At 43.1% G+C, this 14,082-nt stretch carries 10 protein-coding genes; 7 read left to right on the plus strand and 3 right to left on the minus strand.

Annotated features, from left to right (window positions below; genetic code table 11):
• Positions 1 to 57: 57 nt before the first annotated feature.
• A complete protein-coding gene (locus tag JMY00_RS01680; RefSeq protein ID WP_201578886.1) occupies positions 58 to 912 on the minus strand; it encodes a DsbC family protein in 855 nt (284 codons plus the stop codon).
• Between the two features lie 403 nt (positions 913 to 1,315).
• Here JMY00_RS01680 and JMY00_RS01685 point away from each other — a divergent pair, with 403 nt between their 5' ends.
• Positions 1,316 to 2,257, plus strand: a complete 942-nt coding sequence (locus JMY00_RS01685) for a DUF808 domain-containing protein (RefSeq protein ID WP_102090795.1) — start codon at positions 1,316 to 1,318, stop codon at positions 2,255 to 2,257.
• A 116-nt stretch (positions 2,258 to 2,373) separates the two neighbouring features.
• On the opposite strand, the gene JMY00_RS01690 is transcribed toward JMY00_RS01685, so the two are convergent.
• A complete protein-coding gene (locus tag JMY00_RS01690; RefSeq protein ID WP_201578887.1) occupies positions 2,374 to 6,540 on the minus strand; it encodes an Rne/Rng family ribonuclease in 4,167 nt (1,388 codons plus the stop codon).
• Between the two features lie 1,190 nt (positions 6,541 to 7,730).
• On the opposite strand from JMY00_RS01690, the gene JMY00_RS01695 reads away from it, so the two are divergent.
• Both JMY00_RS01695 and JMY00_RS01700 read left to right on the plus strand, forming a co-directional pair.
• Positions 7,731 to 8,741 (plus strand): RluA family pseudouridine synthase, encoded by a 1,011-nt coding sequence (locus JMY00_RS01695; RefSeq protein ID WP_201578888.1) that lies wholly within the window; start codon positions 7,731 to 7,733, stop codon positions 8,739 to 8,741.
• 133 nt (positions 8,742 to 8,874) lie between these two features.
• Positions 8,875 to 9,582 carry an HAD-IA family hydrolase gene (locus tag JMY00_RS01700; RefSeq protein ID WP_201578889.1) on the plus strand — a complete coding sequence of 236 codons (708 nt, stop codon included), beginning with the start codon at positions 8,875 to 8,877 and terminating at the stop codon, positions 9,580 to 9,582.
• A gap of 124 nt (positions 9,583 to 9,706) precedes the next feature.
• Here JMY00_RS01700 and yihA read toward each other — a convergent pair whose 3' ends face one another.
• Positions 9,707 to 10,492 (minus strand): ribosome biogenesis GTP-binding protein YihA/YsxC, encoded by a 786-nt coding sequence (gene yihA, locus JMY00_RS01705; protein WP_201578890.1) that lies wholly within the window; start codon positions 10,490 to 10,492, stop codon positions 9,707 to 9,709.
• 404 nt (positions 10,493 to 10,896) lie between these two features.
• On the opposite strand from yihA, the gene JMY00_RS01710 reads away from it, so the two are divergent.
• The 4 genes from JMY00_RS01710 (at position 10,897) to JMY00_RS01725 (ending at position 14,070) form a co-directional block, all read left to right on the plus strand.
• Positions 10,897 to 11,232 (plus strand): c-type cytochrome, encoded by a 336-nt coding sequence (locus JMY00_RS01710; RefSeq protein ID WP_201578891.1) that lies wholly within the window; start codon positions 10,897 to 10,899, stop codon positions 11,230 to 11,232.
• 318 nt (positions 11,233 to 11,550) lie between these two features.
• Positions 11,551 to 12,219 (plus strand): c-type cytochrome, encoded by a 669-nt coding sequence (locus JMY00_RS01715; RefSeq protein ID WP_101205531.1) that lies wholly within the window; start codon positions 11,551 to 11,553, stop codon positions 12,217 to 12,219.
• A gap of 358 nt (positions 12,220 to 12,577) precedes the next feature.
• The gene (locus JMY00_RS01720) at positions 12,578 to 13,711 is read left to right on the plus strand and encodes a hypothetical protein (RefSeq protein WP_201578892.1); all 1,134 of its coding nucleotides are present in this window, start codon (positions 12,578 to 12,580) and stop codon (positions 13,709 to 13,711) included.
• A complete protein-coding gene (locus tag JMY00_RS01725; protein WP_228707032.1) occupies positions 13,699 to 14,070 on the plus strand; it encodes an RnfH family protein in 372 nt (123 codons plus the stop codon). Before JMY00_RS01720 ends, JMY00_RS01725 begins: the two co-directional genes overlap by 13 nt.
• The last annotated feature ends 12 nt before the right edge of the window (positions 14,071 to 14,082 follow it).

Genomic DNA, 14,082 nt, shown 5'->3' on the forward strand with positions numbered 1-14,082 from the left:
TTGGTTACTCATATTAGTCGCTCTAATATGAGTGACTAATACTGATAACTCAAATGATTAGTTAGCGCCTACTGCTTGTGCCAATTCTGCTGCAGGCAAGTAGCCACCTACTTGTTGTCCTGTTTCGGTAAATACCGCAGGCGTACCGCGCACACCAAGTCTTGAGCCTAGAGCCATATGTTCTTGTACAGGGTTGGCACAGCTAGGGGCTTGTACATTGGCACCGATTTTTGCTTGATCCATTGCAGCTTTGCGATCCTGACTACACCAGATCGCTTCCATCTTTGGTACAGACTCTTGACTGCGTGGCCATGCCAGATAACGAACCTCGATACCGCGCGCATTGATATCATCCATTTCTGAATGTAGTTTGCGACAGTAGCCACAGTCTGCGTCGGTAAAGGCATAAATAACGGCCTTGGTTTCGCCTTTTGCTGGATAAATCACCATGTCTTTTTTATCGACTGCTTTTAGCGCTTCTTGTGCTGTCGTAGCAACTAGGGCAGCACTGATATCAACTGGAGCGGCATCACCCACAGCGATGATCTGACCTTGAATAATATGCTTGCCAGCTTTATCAGTAAAGAAAGAAGGTAGACCTTCAGCGGTCACCCAATAAATACCATCCATATCTGTCGGTACAGCTGAAACGATAGTTTCCTCGATACCAGAGCTTTTTAGGTTTGCCTGTAACGCTTTCACCACGGTTGCATCATTACCAGCTGAAGGCTTAGTAGCAGTGGCATTTGTCTGTGCAGCGTTTACAACACTGGTATTGCTGGTTGCATCAGCGGCATTGTTTGAGCAGCCAGCAGCGATACCAACTAACAGCGCACTCATCATAAAACGAGATAGAACGGTACGAGAAAGAGGATTACGCAAGGTGGTATTCTTGATAGTGGGGAACGGCATACGGGTTTCCTATAGGCGTCGCGCCTAATCATGAGTTCGTTATAAAAACGCTATAAACTTTTCTATATAGTAATGTGTCTTGGCAGTGTTTTAAAGGTCTAACATTGAAGAAGTTTTTATAACTTATTGATAATAAAAGATAGGTAATAACAGCCTTCATATTACCATATTTACGCCAAATAATAGCAAAGGGAAGGCAGCCAAGAAGTAACAGTAGAGCCAACTTTGAAGAATGGCTATCAACATAAATTCAAAAAATAAGATACATTTGTGCTATGTAACATAGTTGCTTGAACTTGTAATCTAGGACTAATCGCATTGTTTCTATAAAAATCTATATAAAATGCGTGTATAAACTATTTGAGAACGACTTACTTTAACAAATTTGCTTTAAGGAGCACACATGGCAGGTGCCAGTTTATTAACCTTACTCGATGACATCAGCGTCTTAATGGATGATGTGAGCGTCATGACCAAAGTCGCTGCCAAAAAAACCGCGGGCTTAGTTGGTGATGATTTAGCACTCAATGCCGAGCAGGTCACAGGGGTTAAGCCAAATCGTGAGCTCCCCGTCATTTGGGCAGTTGCCAAAGGCTCTGCCGTAAACAAAGTGATTTTAGTACCAGCGGCACTATTGATCAGTTATTTTATACCGTGGTTAATTACTCCGCTATTGATGATCGGAGGGTTATACCTGAGTTATGAAGGGGCTGAGAAGGTCATTCACAAGTTTTGGCCAAAGTTGTTGCCTCATGATGAAGAGCAAAATGCTCGTTTAAAAGCCAACGCAGATGAGTCGGTAGATTTGGTCGCGTTTGAAAAGGATAAAATCAAAGGTGCCATACGTACAGACTTTATCTTATCAGCTGAGATTATTGTTATCTCTTTAGGCGCAATTACAGCAGCTGGTGGCGATATTGTCCAAAAAGGCATCGTACTTTCGATAGTGGCTGCTGTCGTGACCGTCGGTATTTACGGCTTAGTTGCAGGCATCGTAAAGATCGATGATGCGGGTCTGCATTTGATTGAAAACTCACAAGCAGGTGATAGTAAGCGCAAGTTTGGCGAGTTTATGCTTGCGGCTGCGCCAAAGCTTATGAAGTTTTTATCTATAGCGGGCACGATTGCGATGTTCTTGGTGGGCGGCGGTATTATCGTTCACGGTATCGGCTTTTTGCATCACAGTGTAGAAGACATTGCCCATCTTACTGGGGTATTTGAAGGGTTAACCGCGTCATTGTTAAATGGATTGGTCGGACTGATTGTTGGCGCTATTGTGGTAGCTATTGTTACTACTATTGGCAAAATGCGTGGTAAAGATGACACAGCGTCTTCTGCACATTAAGCTTATTTGCTTTTTATTGTCTCTCGTTTGAATTAGCAAGTAAGTTTGACTGTATTAGAATAAAAAGCCCCAAAGCTACGAATAGCTTTGGGGCTTTTACATTTGAGCTTATGTAACTAGCTATCGCTATCTGTATCATCAGATGCGAGCTTTTCAGCCTGCGTCGGCTTCTTATGCTCCGTCTTAGGCTTACGACTGCGCGCCTTTGGTACTTTTGGCGTAGTCAGATTAAACATACCGGTCTGTGGCAGCAATTGCTCAGCCACATTTTCGATCATGTTTTTATAGCTGGCTATGGTCGTCTTAGACTTAGCTGCTTGACTGTCTTCTTTGCTAGCCTCTTTAGTAGCTTCTACTACTACCGATTCAATCGTCTGTTCAGTCTCTGCAGCTATGTTTTCTGCAGCATCTTCTACCTCATTGACAGTTTGTTCTACAGGAGTTTCGACTTCTGCATCCTTAGCTTCTGACTGAGCACGCTCGACTTCTAGCAATTGCTCACTATCAGCACTGACGTTTTCTGTCTGTGTCTGATTGGCGAGGGCAGTTGCTTCAACGTCATGCGCATCGACTTCGCTATCGGTTTGCTCGACGGTAGCTTGTTCAGCAGGTATGCTCAATACAGCGGGTTCCTGATAATCAGGGTGCTGTCCGCGTGGATCATTGCTAGCGCGCTTAGTGATAGCACGTGGTTCAACGTCTGTCTTACCTTGTGCCGCTGCGAATTGACTGACAGCTTTGGTCATCACTTCAAAGCGTGCGAGGTAGTCGGCAGCCAATGGTTGATAGCCATAGTTGCTAAAGTCAAAGCTCTGGCTAGCAGCATCAGAACTATTATTAGCATTCTGAGATTGCTCATTATGCAACGCAATAGTCGCGATAAAGCAGTTGATAATACCTTCTTCTGCTAAGCGCGTTTGAGCTTCTGGTAGCGTGGTACGAATAAACTCACCAACCGTACCACGTATTGCTGACACATTAGTAGCAGCTGGCTTGTCCGCTTGAGCGGCTTGCTTAGCAAGTACTACACGTGGATCGTTACTCGCTTGACCAAATTTCTCAGCAGTCACGTAACGTGCGCCAAATAGTGCTTCATGGGTTAGCTCAAGTGCTGAGTTACTCACACTACTTGTGCTTGCACTATTACTATCAGCCTGAGTATTTTGAGCTTCATCACTCTTACTCACATTTTCAGCAGTCTTGGTTTCCTGCTGTTTTGGAGCCTGAGTTTCTTTAGCTTCTTCTACGTCAGTAGTTACTGACGTTAGAGCTTCTGCTTTACTTTCGGTGTTACTCGTAGAAGGCGACTGTAATTCCGCCGTCACAGGTGCTTTATTTTCTTCAGCAGCCTGCTCATGCTTAGGAGCATCGTTTTGAACCTTAGCTTGTTCGGTAGATTCACGCTTATCGTCATTTACCTGATTAGCATGGGTTTCCACCGTACTTTTTGCGTTATCATTTTTCTTAACAGCATTCGAAGCACTGGTGTTTTGCTTATCAGTGTTCTGCTCATTGCTACTATGCTTATCAGTAGGTTTTTGAGCAGCGGTTTCGTTTGAACGCTCATCTTTTGCTACGTTATTTGTTGCGCTTTGTTTCTCACTAGGCTGATTTTTAGCCTGTGTAGCTTTGCTATCATCTAAAGATAGATGAACCACTTCAGGCGCTTTTAGCTCAGTTGGCGCTTCATTGACCTGTAGCACGACCTCGTTAGGGTCCTGATTGCGACGTGCACTATGTTGATTTTTGCTACTGGCAGCATCGTTGTTTCTAGCGTTCTGCTGTTTGCCCTGCTTAACGCTGTCAGCCGTTAGTGTCTCACCGCGCTCTAGCTTACCGCGTGAGCCGCGTTGGCTATGCGATTTACGCTTAGTCCGAGTTTGCTCATCTGCTTTAGAGCTGTTTTCGTTATCAGCATCACTGCGCTCGCTTGCGTTACGATTGCTGTTCTGTTGACTGCTATCTTGGCGGTTATTACGATTGCGATCGTTCGTGCGTCTGTTATCGTTCTGACGCTTGTCTTGCTGTCTTTGGTCTTGAGTATCAGACGATTTGTCATCAGCATTGTTTGAGCTAGTATTTTCTGAGCTACTGTTTACGTTGCCAGTATTCTCGTCAGCTGTCTCTTTTCTTTGACGCGGCTTAGAAGATCTAGACTTACGCGGCTTGCGTCTTCTTCTGTCTTCATTGCTGCTGTCGTCAGTATCGCTGTCATTGCGACGCGCCTGTTGACGATTAGCGTTGTTATCTGACTGTTGGCCGTCGTTTTTCTGACTGTTGCTTTGTTGAGTTGGCTGCTCGCCAGTTGCAGCGGCACTATTCAATGCATTGCTATCAATTTGACCAAACGAGCCTAAGCTTTGCGCGCCAGTGTTTACTAGCGCTTCGATTGCTTCAGCGGCATCTCGACTACTGACACTAGGCGTCGTAGTGGCTTGCGGTGCTTGAGCAAATAGGTTTGATAACCACGCAACGGCTTTTGGTTGAGCAGTAGCTTCGACACTCTGTGTCTGCGGCGCTACTGGAGCGGCAACACTAGCAGTTTTATTAGCTTGCGGTGCATGTGCAAGCGACATGTCGTTGGTGTTTTTATGATTACGACGATCATTGCTATGATTTACCGTATCGTTCTGTGCTTGCGTGGCTGCATTCGGCTGAGTGTTTGAGCGGTTCTGCTTATCATCTGTATTTTTACGAGGCTGACGAGTAGGCTGTTGTTCAGGACGCTCTTTTTCAGCAGTCTGCCAGTCAACGTTGTAGCCAAGGTCACTGTGCTCTTGCTGCTGAGTGTCAGTGATACGTTCATAGCTCGATGGTGCAAAGCCATCACGGTTGAAATGAAGCTTGAAATTTGGTGATTCTAAATGCGCGTGTGGCAAAATAGTGATACGCGTGCCACTGTCTTGCTCAAGGTAAACCAAGCTATCGCGCTTTTCATTTAATAAGAATGCTGCGATGTCTGTTGGGACTTCTGCTTGTACTTCACCTTGGCGTTCTTTAAGAGCGATTTGCTCAATTTGACGCATGATAGATAGCGACAATGAACGCAAGTCACGAATCATACCGTTGCCGTGACAACGTGGGCAGATATAGCCTGTTGACTCTTCTAACGAAGGACGTAGACGCTGACGGCTCATTTCCATTAGACCAAATTTAGAGATATCACCAAACTGAACGCGCGCACGGTCATATTTGGTCGCGTCGATTAGGCGTTTTTCTACTTCTTTTTGGTGCTTGCTGTCATTCATGTCAATAAAATCAATAACGATCAAACCACCCATATCACGCAAACGAAGCTGACGAGCAATCTCGTCAGCTGCTTCTAAGTTGGTATGGTAAGCGGTCTCAGCAACGTCTGAACCTTTGGTTGACTTAGCTGAGTTAATATCAATAGAGACCAGTGCTTCTGTTTGGTCAATAACGATTGAGCCACCTGATGGCAGACGAACTTCACGTTGATAAGCGGTTTCGATTTGCTTTTCGATATTAAAGCGCGAAAACATCGGCTCATAATCAGTATATTTGCGTAGCTTTTCAGCTTGTTTTGGCATTACCGCATCAATAAACCCAGCCGCTTCAATATAAGCATTTTCGTTATCAATCCAAATCTCAGCAATATCGTCACGCAAATAATCGCGAACAGCACGTGTGACAACGCCCGCTTCTTGGTGAACCAAGCGCGGCGAAGGATATTTTTGGTTTTGTTCTTGAATGGCTTGCCAAATGTTAAGCAAGTGATTTAAATCGTGCTGCAAATCTTCTTGAGTTTTACCAATACCAGCAGTACGGATGATAACACTCATGCCCTTTGGTAAATCAAGGTTGCTCAGCATGCGTTTCATGTCTTCGCGCAGCTTGCCCGAGATTTGACGTGAGATACCACCGCCGCGAGGGTTGTTTGGCATTAATACTAGATAGCGACCAGCAAGAGACACATACGTCGATAGGGCAGCGCCTTTATTACCGCGCTCTTCTTTTTCGACTTGGACGATTAGCTCGTCGCCTTCTTTGATCAGCTTTTTGATGTTTTCGTCACGCGGGTTGCCGCTTAGGTATTCAGCAGAGATTTCACGAATTGGCAAAAATCCTTGGCGCTGAGAACCGTATTCGACGAATACTGCTTCGAGCGATGGCTCGACACGGGTCACATGGCCTTTATAGATATTAGATTTTTTTTGCTCGCGAGTACGGTTTTCTAGGTCGAAATCGTACAGATGATTGCCTTTACATAAGGCGACACGAATCTCTTCGTTTTGAGTGGCGTTGATCAAAATGCGTTTCATATTTGTATCCTATGAGTACGCATAACAACGATAAGACAGTCTTTAGGACATAGTGGCAAGTGTGGCTAATATTGTGATTAGCGTGTGTAGATGTTCATTAACGGTAGAACGTAAATCGTGGGTTTCATAAAGCACATGGGCTTTTTCAATGGCTTCTTTTTTTACCTGAAGTAATGAGCGGCGCTCACGTTAATATCAGTAATATAGGGTGTAAGGCTATGGTACTTATACTTTATCATCAGTAAACTTGGTACATATATGATTGGGTCAGCGAGTCAAAGCGCTCTTATTTTCAGTACGTTCTATTGGTAGTGATTTCAGCGCACGTTGTAAGCGTGGGCGAGGGTCAGTTACATCTCTAAAAAATACTGATATTAAAAAGGCGTGGTGCTGTTGCCATTCATCCATCAAAGTCTAACAATAATATCGCGGTCATGATTGCTACTATATAGTGGCGTCATTCAGCGGTTGTTTGTTCAGGCGAAGCAATTGGTTACTCTTTGTTTATCGTTCTTTGTCTAACGTCAATAATATCTTGGGTGTCTCAAGGTTAGGTGTCGCAGCTTTTGTTATCAGCGGGGCGTACTTGGCAAACAGAGTAATGGACCAGCTTGTCAGCGTGGTATCGTATTTACATTGTTATCGTCATCTGTTTGACCACCAATACTTAGGCAGCTATCGATATACTTTTCGATCCTAACGCTAAGCTACCCATACTTGCTCAACTATGCTGGCATAAAGAACCATCAGATAAATAGTCATTAAATAATGATTGGTTATCGATTACGGTCGTTGTCATGCAATTGGTGAGTCAGTGTTGTGTTGTAATCGGTTAATAAGCTGATTTATTATCAGCGTTATTAACGCGAAGGTATTTAGTGTCACTATTTATTTTATGGTACCGAATAACATTCAGTACAGTATTTTTAATTTGTAGGGCTATATTTGGTAAGTAATACCTCTAAATAAATAACGCGCCCTAAAATCAGATGAAACGTGTCAGGTCAGCAGGATAAATAGCGTCAACCTCTTTACTGGCAAGTAGTGGAAAACTAACAAGCAATAAAATGGTGGTCAACTATTTGTAACAACAATGATTATTGCTGTCGCCTCTGCTTAATTGTCGCTCAACATGCTAAACTATAGCAAATCTTTGTGTAAATACCTAACTAAAAATGACAAACTCAAAAATGACTGACGACGCTACTACCCATGAAGCCCCTGCTATTTTTAATAGCAAAACACGCCCACAAAGCGCTGACGATGAGATTAGCAACTTCGGTAAGGTGAACTACCTCGAAGTAACGCGCCATCAACATGACCAGCGTTTGGATAACTTTTTGTTAAACCGTCTAAAAGGTTTGCCAAAATCACATATCTATAAAATGATTCGCTCAGATGAGATACGCGTCAATAATAAGCGCTGTAAAGCACACGATAGAGTGCAGCGTGAAGATGTGGTACGTATCGCCCCTGTAGAGCTAGCAACGCGTGAAAAACCAATTATTAGTACCGAATTTGCCAAAAGCTTGCTGGCTCGTGTGGTCTATGAAGATGACGGTTTGTTAGTGCTAAACAAGCCCTCTGGTATCGCTGTGCATGGCGGTAGCGGCTTGGACTTTGGGGTTATCGAAGCGATGCGTGAAGTGACGGGTAAAAAATACCTAGAGCTAATCCATCGCATTGATAAAGACACATCAGGGCTACTGATGATTTCCAAAAAACGCTCAACGCTCAAAGTATTGCAGCAGCATTTGGTAGACAAGACCATTCAAAAGCACTATCTATGTCTTGCCAAAGGTCAACCTGCGCTTAATGAGCATCGTATCAATGCGCCATTGCTACGTTATACACTTGCCAGTGGTGAGCGCCGAGTAAAAGTAGATAGCCAAGATCCACAAGCGAAAGAAAGCCAGACTGATATCATTGTCCATGATCGCTTTATGATTAATAGTCAGCCAGTCAGCTTAATTGAAGCCAAGCCATTGACGGGTCGCACTCATCAAATCCGTGTGCATTTGGCACATATCGGTCATGCCATTTTGGGTGATGACAAATATAACGTCCATGATAAATCAGGTGTCCATCGTCTGTGTCTACATGCATGGCGCTTAGATATTCCAGGCTACAAGACCATTACTGCGCCATTGCCAGACGATATGGCAGATTGGCTACCAGAAGCAACGAAACTACCTGAATAGTTTTTCAGAATAAATTTTTAAGCCCAACTATTTTTGTATTTCCCTAAACGTCACGATATCTTATTTTTGCGAATAAGCCACCGTGACGTTTTAGTATCTGCTATTTATTATTGATATTCATTAAGGTGACTCCATGACCAAACCAGCTACAATTTCAGAAAGCATCATAAATACTCAACCATCAGCAGAACACAATCTGTCTGATAAGACGTTGATTATTTTTGATTGGGACGGCACCCTAATGGATTCAATCGGCCTGATTGTTGATTCTATGCATGTAGCTGGCGAAGCACACGGGTTTAAAACGACTGATAAAGCCGTAAAAGATATCATTGGTCTGAGTTTAATGAATGGGATTAAGATTTTATATCCGCAGGCAAACGATGCGCAGTTGCTTGAGATTCAGCAAACCTATGCAGAGTACTATATTGCCAATAGTCACAGTACGCCGCTATTTGAGCTGATAGAGCATATGTTGCAAACTTTGCAGCAGCAAGGCAAAACGCTCGCCGTAGCAACTGGTAAAAAAAGAAAAGGGCTAGATCGTGTACTAGATGCCTCAGATAGCCATGATTATTTTGCGATTACGCGTTGTGCTGATGAGTCAGGCTCAAAACCTGATCCGCAGATGTTGACCGATATCTTGGATTATACGCAGCAGCAGGTTTCTGATGCTGTGTTTATCGGCGACAGTATCTATGACATTCAAATGGCAACAGCATTGGGCATGACCAGTATAGCGGTGAACTATGGTACGGCAACGAGTGCAGAGCTTGCTGCACAAAATCCAACCTATCAAGTTGATACTCCACAAGCGCTAGTAGACTTGTTATGCGGGTAGAGCTACTTTTATCATTCTCGTTGTTTTTATAGTATACCGATAATAATAATGAGTGAATAAACAGGGAATAAAAAAGGGTTTATCGTAATAGCGATAAACCCTTTTTTGCTAAAGACAACGATATTTATTTGTTTTCTTTATCAATGCTCTCTTTTTCACCGCTTTCTTTTTCAACGCTTTCTTTTTCAATAGCATCTTCTAACTCAGCGCCTTCTAGCAATGCAAAAGAAGACTCGATGATTTTGTCTGCATCAAGCTGATACTCATACCAGTTGCCCATTATCCCAGCCAACTCATCGAGACCTTCTTTTCGAAGGGCTGAAAACAACTGAATGGTACAGTTTAAGCCCAGTTTTTTCAGGCGTTTACGAGTCTCAAGGAGGGCGTTCTTAGAAGCACCGTACTTCAGTTTATCTGCTTTGGTCAGCAAAATATGTACTGGTAGCTCACCATCGTTTGCCCAGTGTAGCATTTGCTCATCAAAAAACTTAAGTGGATGACGAATGTCTGTCATCAGTACCAGACCTGCAAGGCTTGAGCGTGATACCAGGTATTCTTCTAGCTCAACTTGCCATTCTTTTTTCATCTCTAGCGGAACAGCTGCATAACCGTAACCAGGCAAATCGACCAAACGTCTGTCAGTATCACCGATACTAAAAAAGTTAATCATCTGCGTGCGTCCAGGTGTCTTAGACGAGCGAGCCAATTGACGCTGATTGGTTAAGGCGTTGATGGCTGATGATTTGCCAGCGTTTGAGCGACCTGCAAAAGCGACTTCCAATCCCATGTCAGGCGGACAGAGACGAAAGGTAGGTGCTGACATCATAAATTCAGTTTGCTGAATTTTCTGACGAGATTTGGTATTGAACAAGGCATGTTCAGCGGCGACATCGTTAAACGGGGTACTCATAAATGGCTCATTAATCTTAAAAAATTGGATGCGATTATAAAATTTTAGTTAGCTGATGACTCAAGTCATCGATACAGTCAGATAATTGGTAAGGCAATAGGTAAATCAAGTTAAAACGCTGTTCTTTATCAATACAGTTATGTGCAAATCATAAAAGTAGCTATTTAATATTACTGGCTATTCTATACTATTCCGTGTCTTACTTATTGAAATAACTGCGATTAGCATCATATAAATAGTAGGATAACATTAAAGTTGGCCAGTCATTAAGACAAGTTCTCAGCTTTAACAAAGCCATATCCAAATTCCCTATGTTTATATGACATATATTGTTACAATGTTTAACGAGAGACGTTTAATAGAACGATTGATGAGACACGTGAAATATCACGAGGAGGTGCTCTATGTTTTCAATCAGTAAACTTCTTAGCACGAGTTATCGCGCTATAACGGCTAGCAGTGCTGCACTATTATTAATTGGCATTATGTTTAGCAGCGCAAGTGCGGCGGATATCGCCACTACCTATAATAACTCATGTGCAGCCTGTCACGATAGTGGGGCGTTAAATGCCATCAAAAAAGGTGATAGTGCCAAATGGCAACAGCTGATTAAACAAAAAAGTATGCCGACACTCATTAAGTCTGTCAAAGGTGGTATGCCGCAGATGCCAGCAGGTGGTCTTTGCGACAAATGTAGTGATGACGATTATCGTAAACTTATCGAATATATGAGCAAATAATCGACTTATAGATATCATTTGAACATATAAAATAAAGCGCTGGGTTAACAACCTATCTGCGCTTTTTGTTTTTGCGGCATATTATATATTGTGTTGCCAGAAAACTGATGGATACTATGATTAAGTAGGCAAATGATACAAAGTCTTGCTATAATAATCGAAAATAAACCCTGATGTTAGTAAGTACTTTCAGACTGCTTGTGTCCAAGACCTCAAAATATACGCCATTCTCATGATTAAAGAGGCGGCTATATCAGGTATCTTACCAGTGCAATCACTCTAAATAATGCTTACGCCGAGCTAGTAGGATTTGTATCAATGAAAAAGTTAATCGCTGCTGCCAGCTTATGCGTTGCAAGTTTCAGCGTACAAGCTGCTATTATTGTTCCTGAATATGACGTCAATGCAGGTCAAAAAGTTGCAGAAACCGTTTGTGCCGCTTGTCATGGTCTTAATGGCGTCAGCATTGTTCCTGCACAGCCAAACCTTGGCGGCCAAAACGTAAAGTACCTATATAAACAGCTAGTCAACTTTAAAGCAGGTTATCGCAAAAACGGTATCATGCAGTCACAAGTTGCTAATCTGTCTCAACAAGACCTAGCAAACGTAGCAGGCTATTACGCCAGTCAAGCGCCTTGGGGCGTTGGCTACGGCAATCCTGCAACCAACCAAGAAGCGACTAAGCTATTCTTGGGCGGTGATAAGTCGCGCGGTGTTATTGGTTGTGCCGGCTGTCATGGTCCAGATGCTGCAGGTAATACTTGGGCTGCATTTCCAAAGCTAGGCGGACAGCACGCTCAGTATATTGCTACTCAGCTAAAATTATTCCGTGCCGCTGGACGTGTTGATGATATCGATAGCGATGATCAAAAACGAGTCAATGATGCAGCCAAAGAAGGCGAGATGGGTATGATGCAAACGGTTGCATCGAAACTATCAGATCGTGACATTCGTATCCTGTCAGACTATGTAAGTGCTATTCACTAATTGAGTCGCACTAATTCAGTATCTGATACATACTTTGCTTTGCATAGAAGACTATTAAGTAAAGTCACTAAGTACTGAATCGCATATTGATTATATCTGAATGACTAAACCCCGATTTCGGGGTTTTTTTATAACTGTTTGTCCCTTATATTAAGACAGTATTTAGCTGAATTCATTTACAGAAGCCAGTCGTTGCTCTGTATAATTATAAATTATCGTTATTCACTTTATACCGATTTTCAAAATACGATTAGCCTTGTCAAACATGTTCAGTCTACCATGCATGGTAATGGCACTTGTTTTGTTTGCCAATCCAGTTTTTGTGAATGGTATTAATTAGATCGTTTGGATTGAAATTATGATGATCCGTTATGCTTCTTATTTTATCGCGGCGCTACTGCCGTTATTGCTATTTCGTTGGTTTGCACCTGCGTCAATTGGTGAGATTGACTTTTGGTTACTATGGCTATTAGCCATGGTATTGGTTGCGCTGCCAGTTGTTTACGCTGAGATAGCATTGGCCTATCGTAGCGTTGAAGGCCCTCTAGCGGGTATGCAAAAGCTCACTCGTGAAGCAGATGTCAGTCCGATCTGGCGTAGCTTTGGTTGGTTAGCGGCATTAGTCTCTATTGTGATTGCAGCATTGGTTATATCTGGCGCAAGTACGGGTATATTGTCTGCATTAACTGAGCTAAATAGCGTACCCGATGTACCTAGCTTCGCAGTTGCTGCAGGCCTGATGGTCATCGCGGTACTCTTAAGCTTGCTGGGTGTTGCGCCTTTACCCATTGGTTTAGGATTGATGGTAATAGGATTGCTGCTAGGGTTCGCAAACGGTGTACCCAATGCTGGTTTTGCTATGACTGATATCAGTTTGACTGAATGGGCTCGCGCCGTCGCGTTAGCATTAGTCAGTGTTGGTGCGGGTACAGGACTATACTGGTTCGGTCAGAACTTGGTGAGTAAGCAGACAGTCACAGCGGTAGAAGCAACCAATCAGCAAGCAAACAATAGAGCTGCTACTCGTGAGTACCGTGCAACCAAGTTAGTGTTACCGATTTGGGTGTTGCAACTGCTGATAGGAGTAGTGGCTTTATTTACTAATGGTATGTCGCTACCACCAATTGGACAGCTGTTATATTGGGGCGGGGTGTTATTTGTGGCCAGTTACTTACTACATTACAGCACGCAACAGTTAACACATAAGTTTGGATTATTGGTTAGTTTGATAATCACTTTTGCTGTAGCGTTATTATTAGTGGTTGCGATTCCGACAGCATGGTTAGTTGGCATCTTGGTCATTATTAGTAGCATTGCTGTACTATTATTATCAGTATTTGCGGGTTGGCAGATGAAGATTAGCCATCTACGCAAGTCACTAAATTTTAGTAATGAAGCAGTTTATAACTTGTGGCGAGTGGCGATACGTTTAGTCGTACCATTAGCATTACTGCTAGCACTGATAGGTTGGGTGATGCAGTGGTTGAGCTAACAGTCGAAGGTCGTGACAACAGTGTGCCACAGTCTACGCAAGCCAATCTAATGACCGTATATCTGGCGTATGCTGAAAATGAGCAGCGCCAGCATTATCTAGCTTTGCAGGTTAGACAAGGTACTAGTTTGCATGAAGCATTGGCACAAGCGGGATGGCTTGAAAAGTTTGCAGAACTGGCAAAGTGGTGTGAGCAAGTAATAGATATCACCACGCCAACTGCGAAACGTTGGCATGTAGGGATTTATGCACAGAAACAGCCACTAAGCTATTTGTTACAGCCTTTTGACCGTATCGAGGTATATCGCAGTTTAAGCGCTGATCCTATGTCTCAGCGCAAAAATAAATCTCGTAGCTAACCGTTAACTATC

The organism is Psychrobacter sp. Pi2-52, assembly GCF_904846705.1.
Taxonomy (GTDB): domain Bacteria; phylum Pseudomonadota; class Gammaproteobacteria; order Pseudomonadales; family Moraxellaceae; genus Psychrobacter.

Coding starts and splice junctions, on each gene's coding strand:
- JMY00_RS01680 (WP_201578886.1), bottom strand. CDS start 912: ATGCCGTTCCCCACTATCAAGAATACCACCTTGCGTAATCCTCTTTCT.
- JMY00_RS01700 (WP_201578889.1), top strand. CDS start 8,875: ATGACCAAACCAGCTACAATTTCAGAAAGCATCATAAATACTCAACCA.
- JMY00_RS01720 (WP_201578892.1), top strand. CDS start 12,578: ATGATGATCCGTTATGCTTCTTATTTTATCGCGGCGCTACTGCCGTTA.
- JMY00_RS01690 (WP_201578887.1), bottom strand. CDS start 6,540: ATGAAACGCATTTTGATCAACGCCACTCAAAACGAAGAGATTCGTGTC.
- JMY00_RS01710 (WP_201578891.1), top strand. CDS start 10,897: ATGTTTTCAATCAGTAAACTTCTTAGCACGAGTTATCGCGCTATAACG.
- yihA (WP_201578890.1), bottom strand. CDS start 10,492: ATGAGTACCCCGTTTAACGATGTCGCCGCTGAACATGCCTTGTTCAAT.
- JMY00_RS01715 (WP_101205531.1), top strand. CDS start 11,551: ATGAAAAAGTTAATCGCTGCTGCCAGCTTATGCGTTGCAAGTTTCAGC.
- JMY00_RS01695 (WP_201578888.1), top strand. CDS start 7,731: ATGACTGACGACGCTACTACCCATGAAGCCCCTGCTATTTTTAATAGC.
- JMY00_RS01685 (WP_102090795.1), top strand. CDS start 1,316: ATGGCAGGTGCCAGTTTATTAACCTTACTCGATGACATCAGCGTCTTA.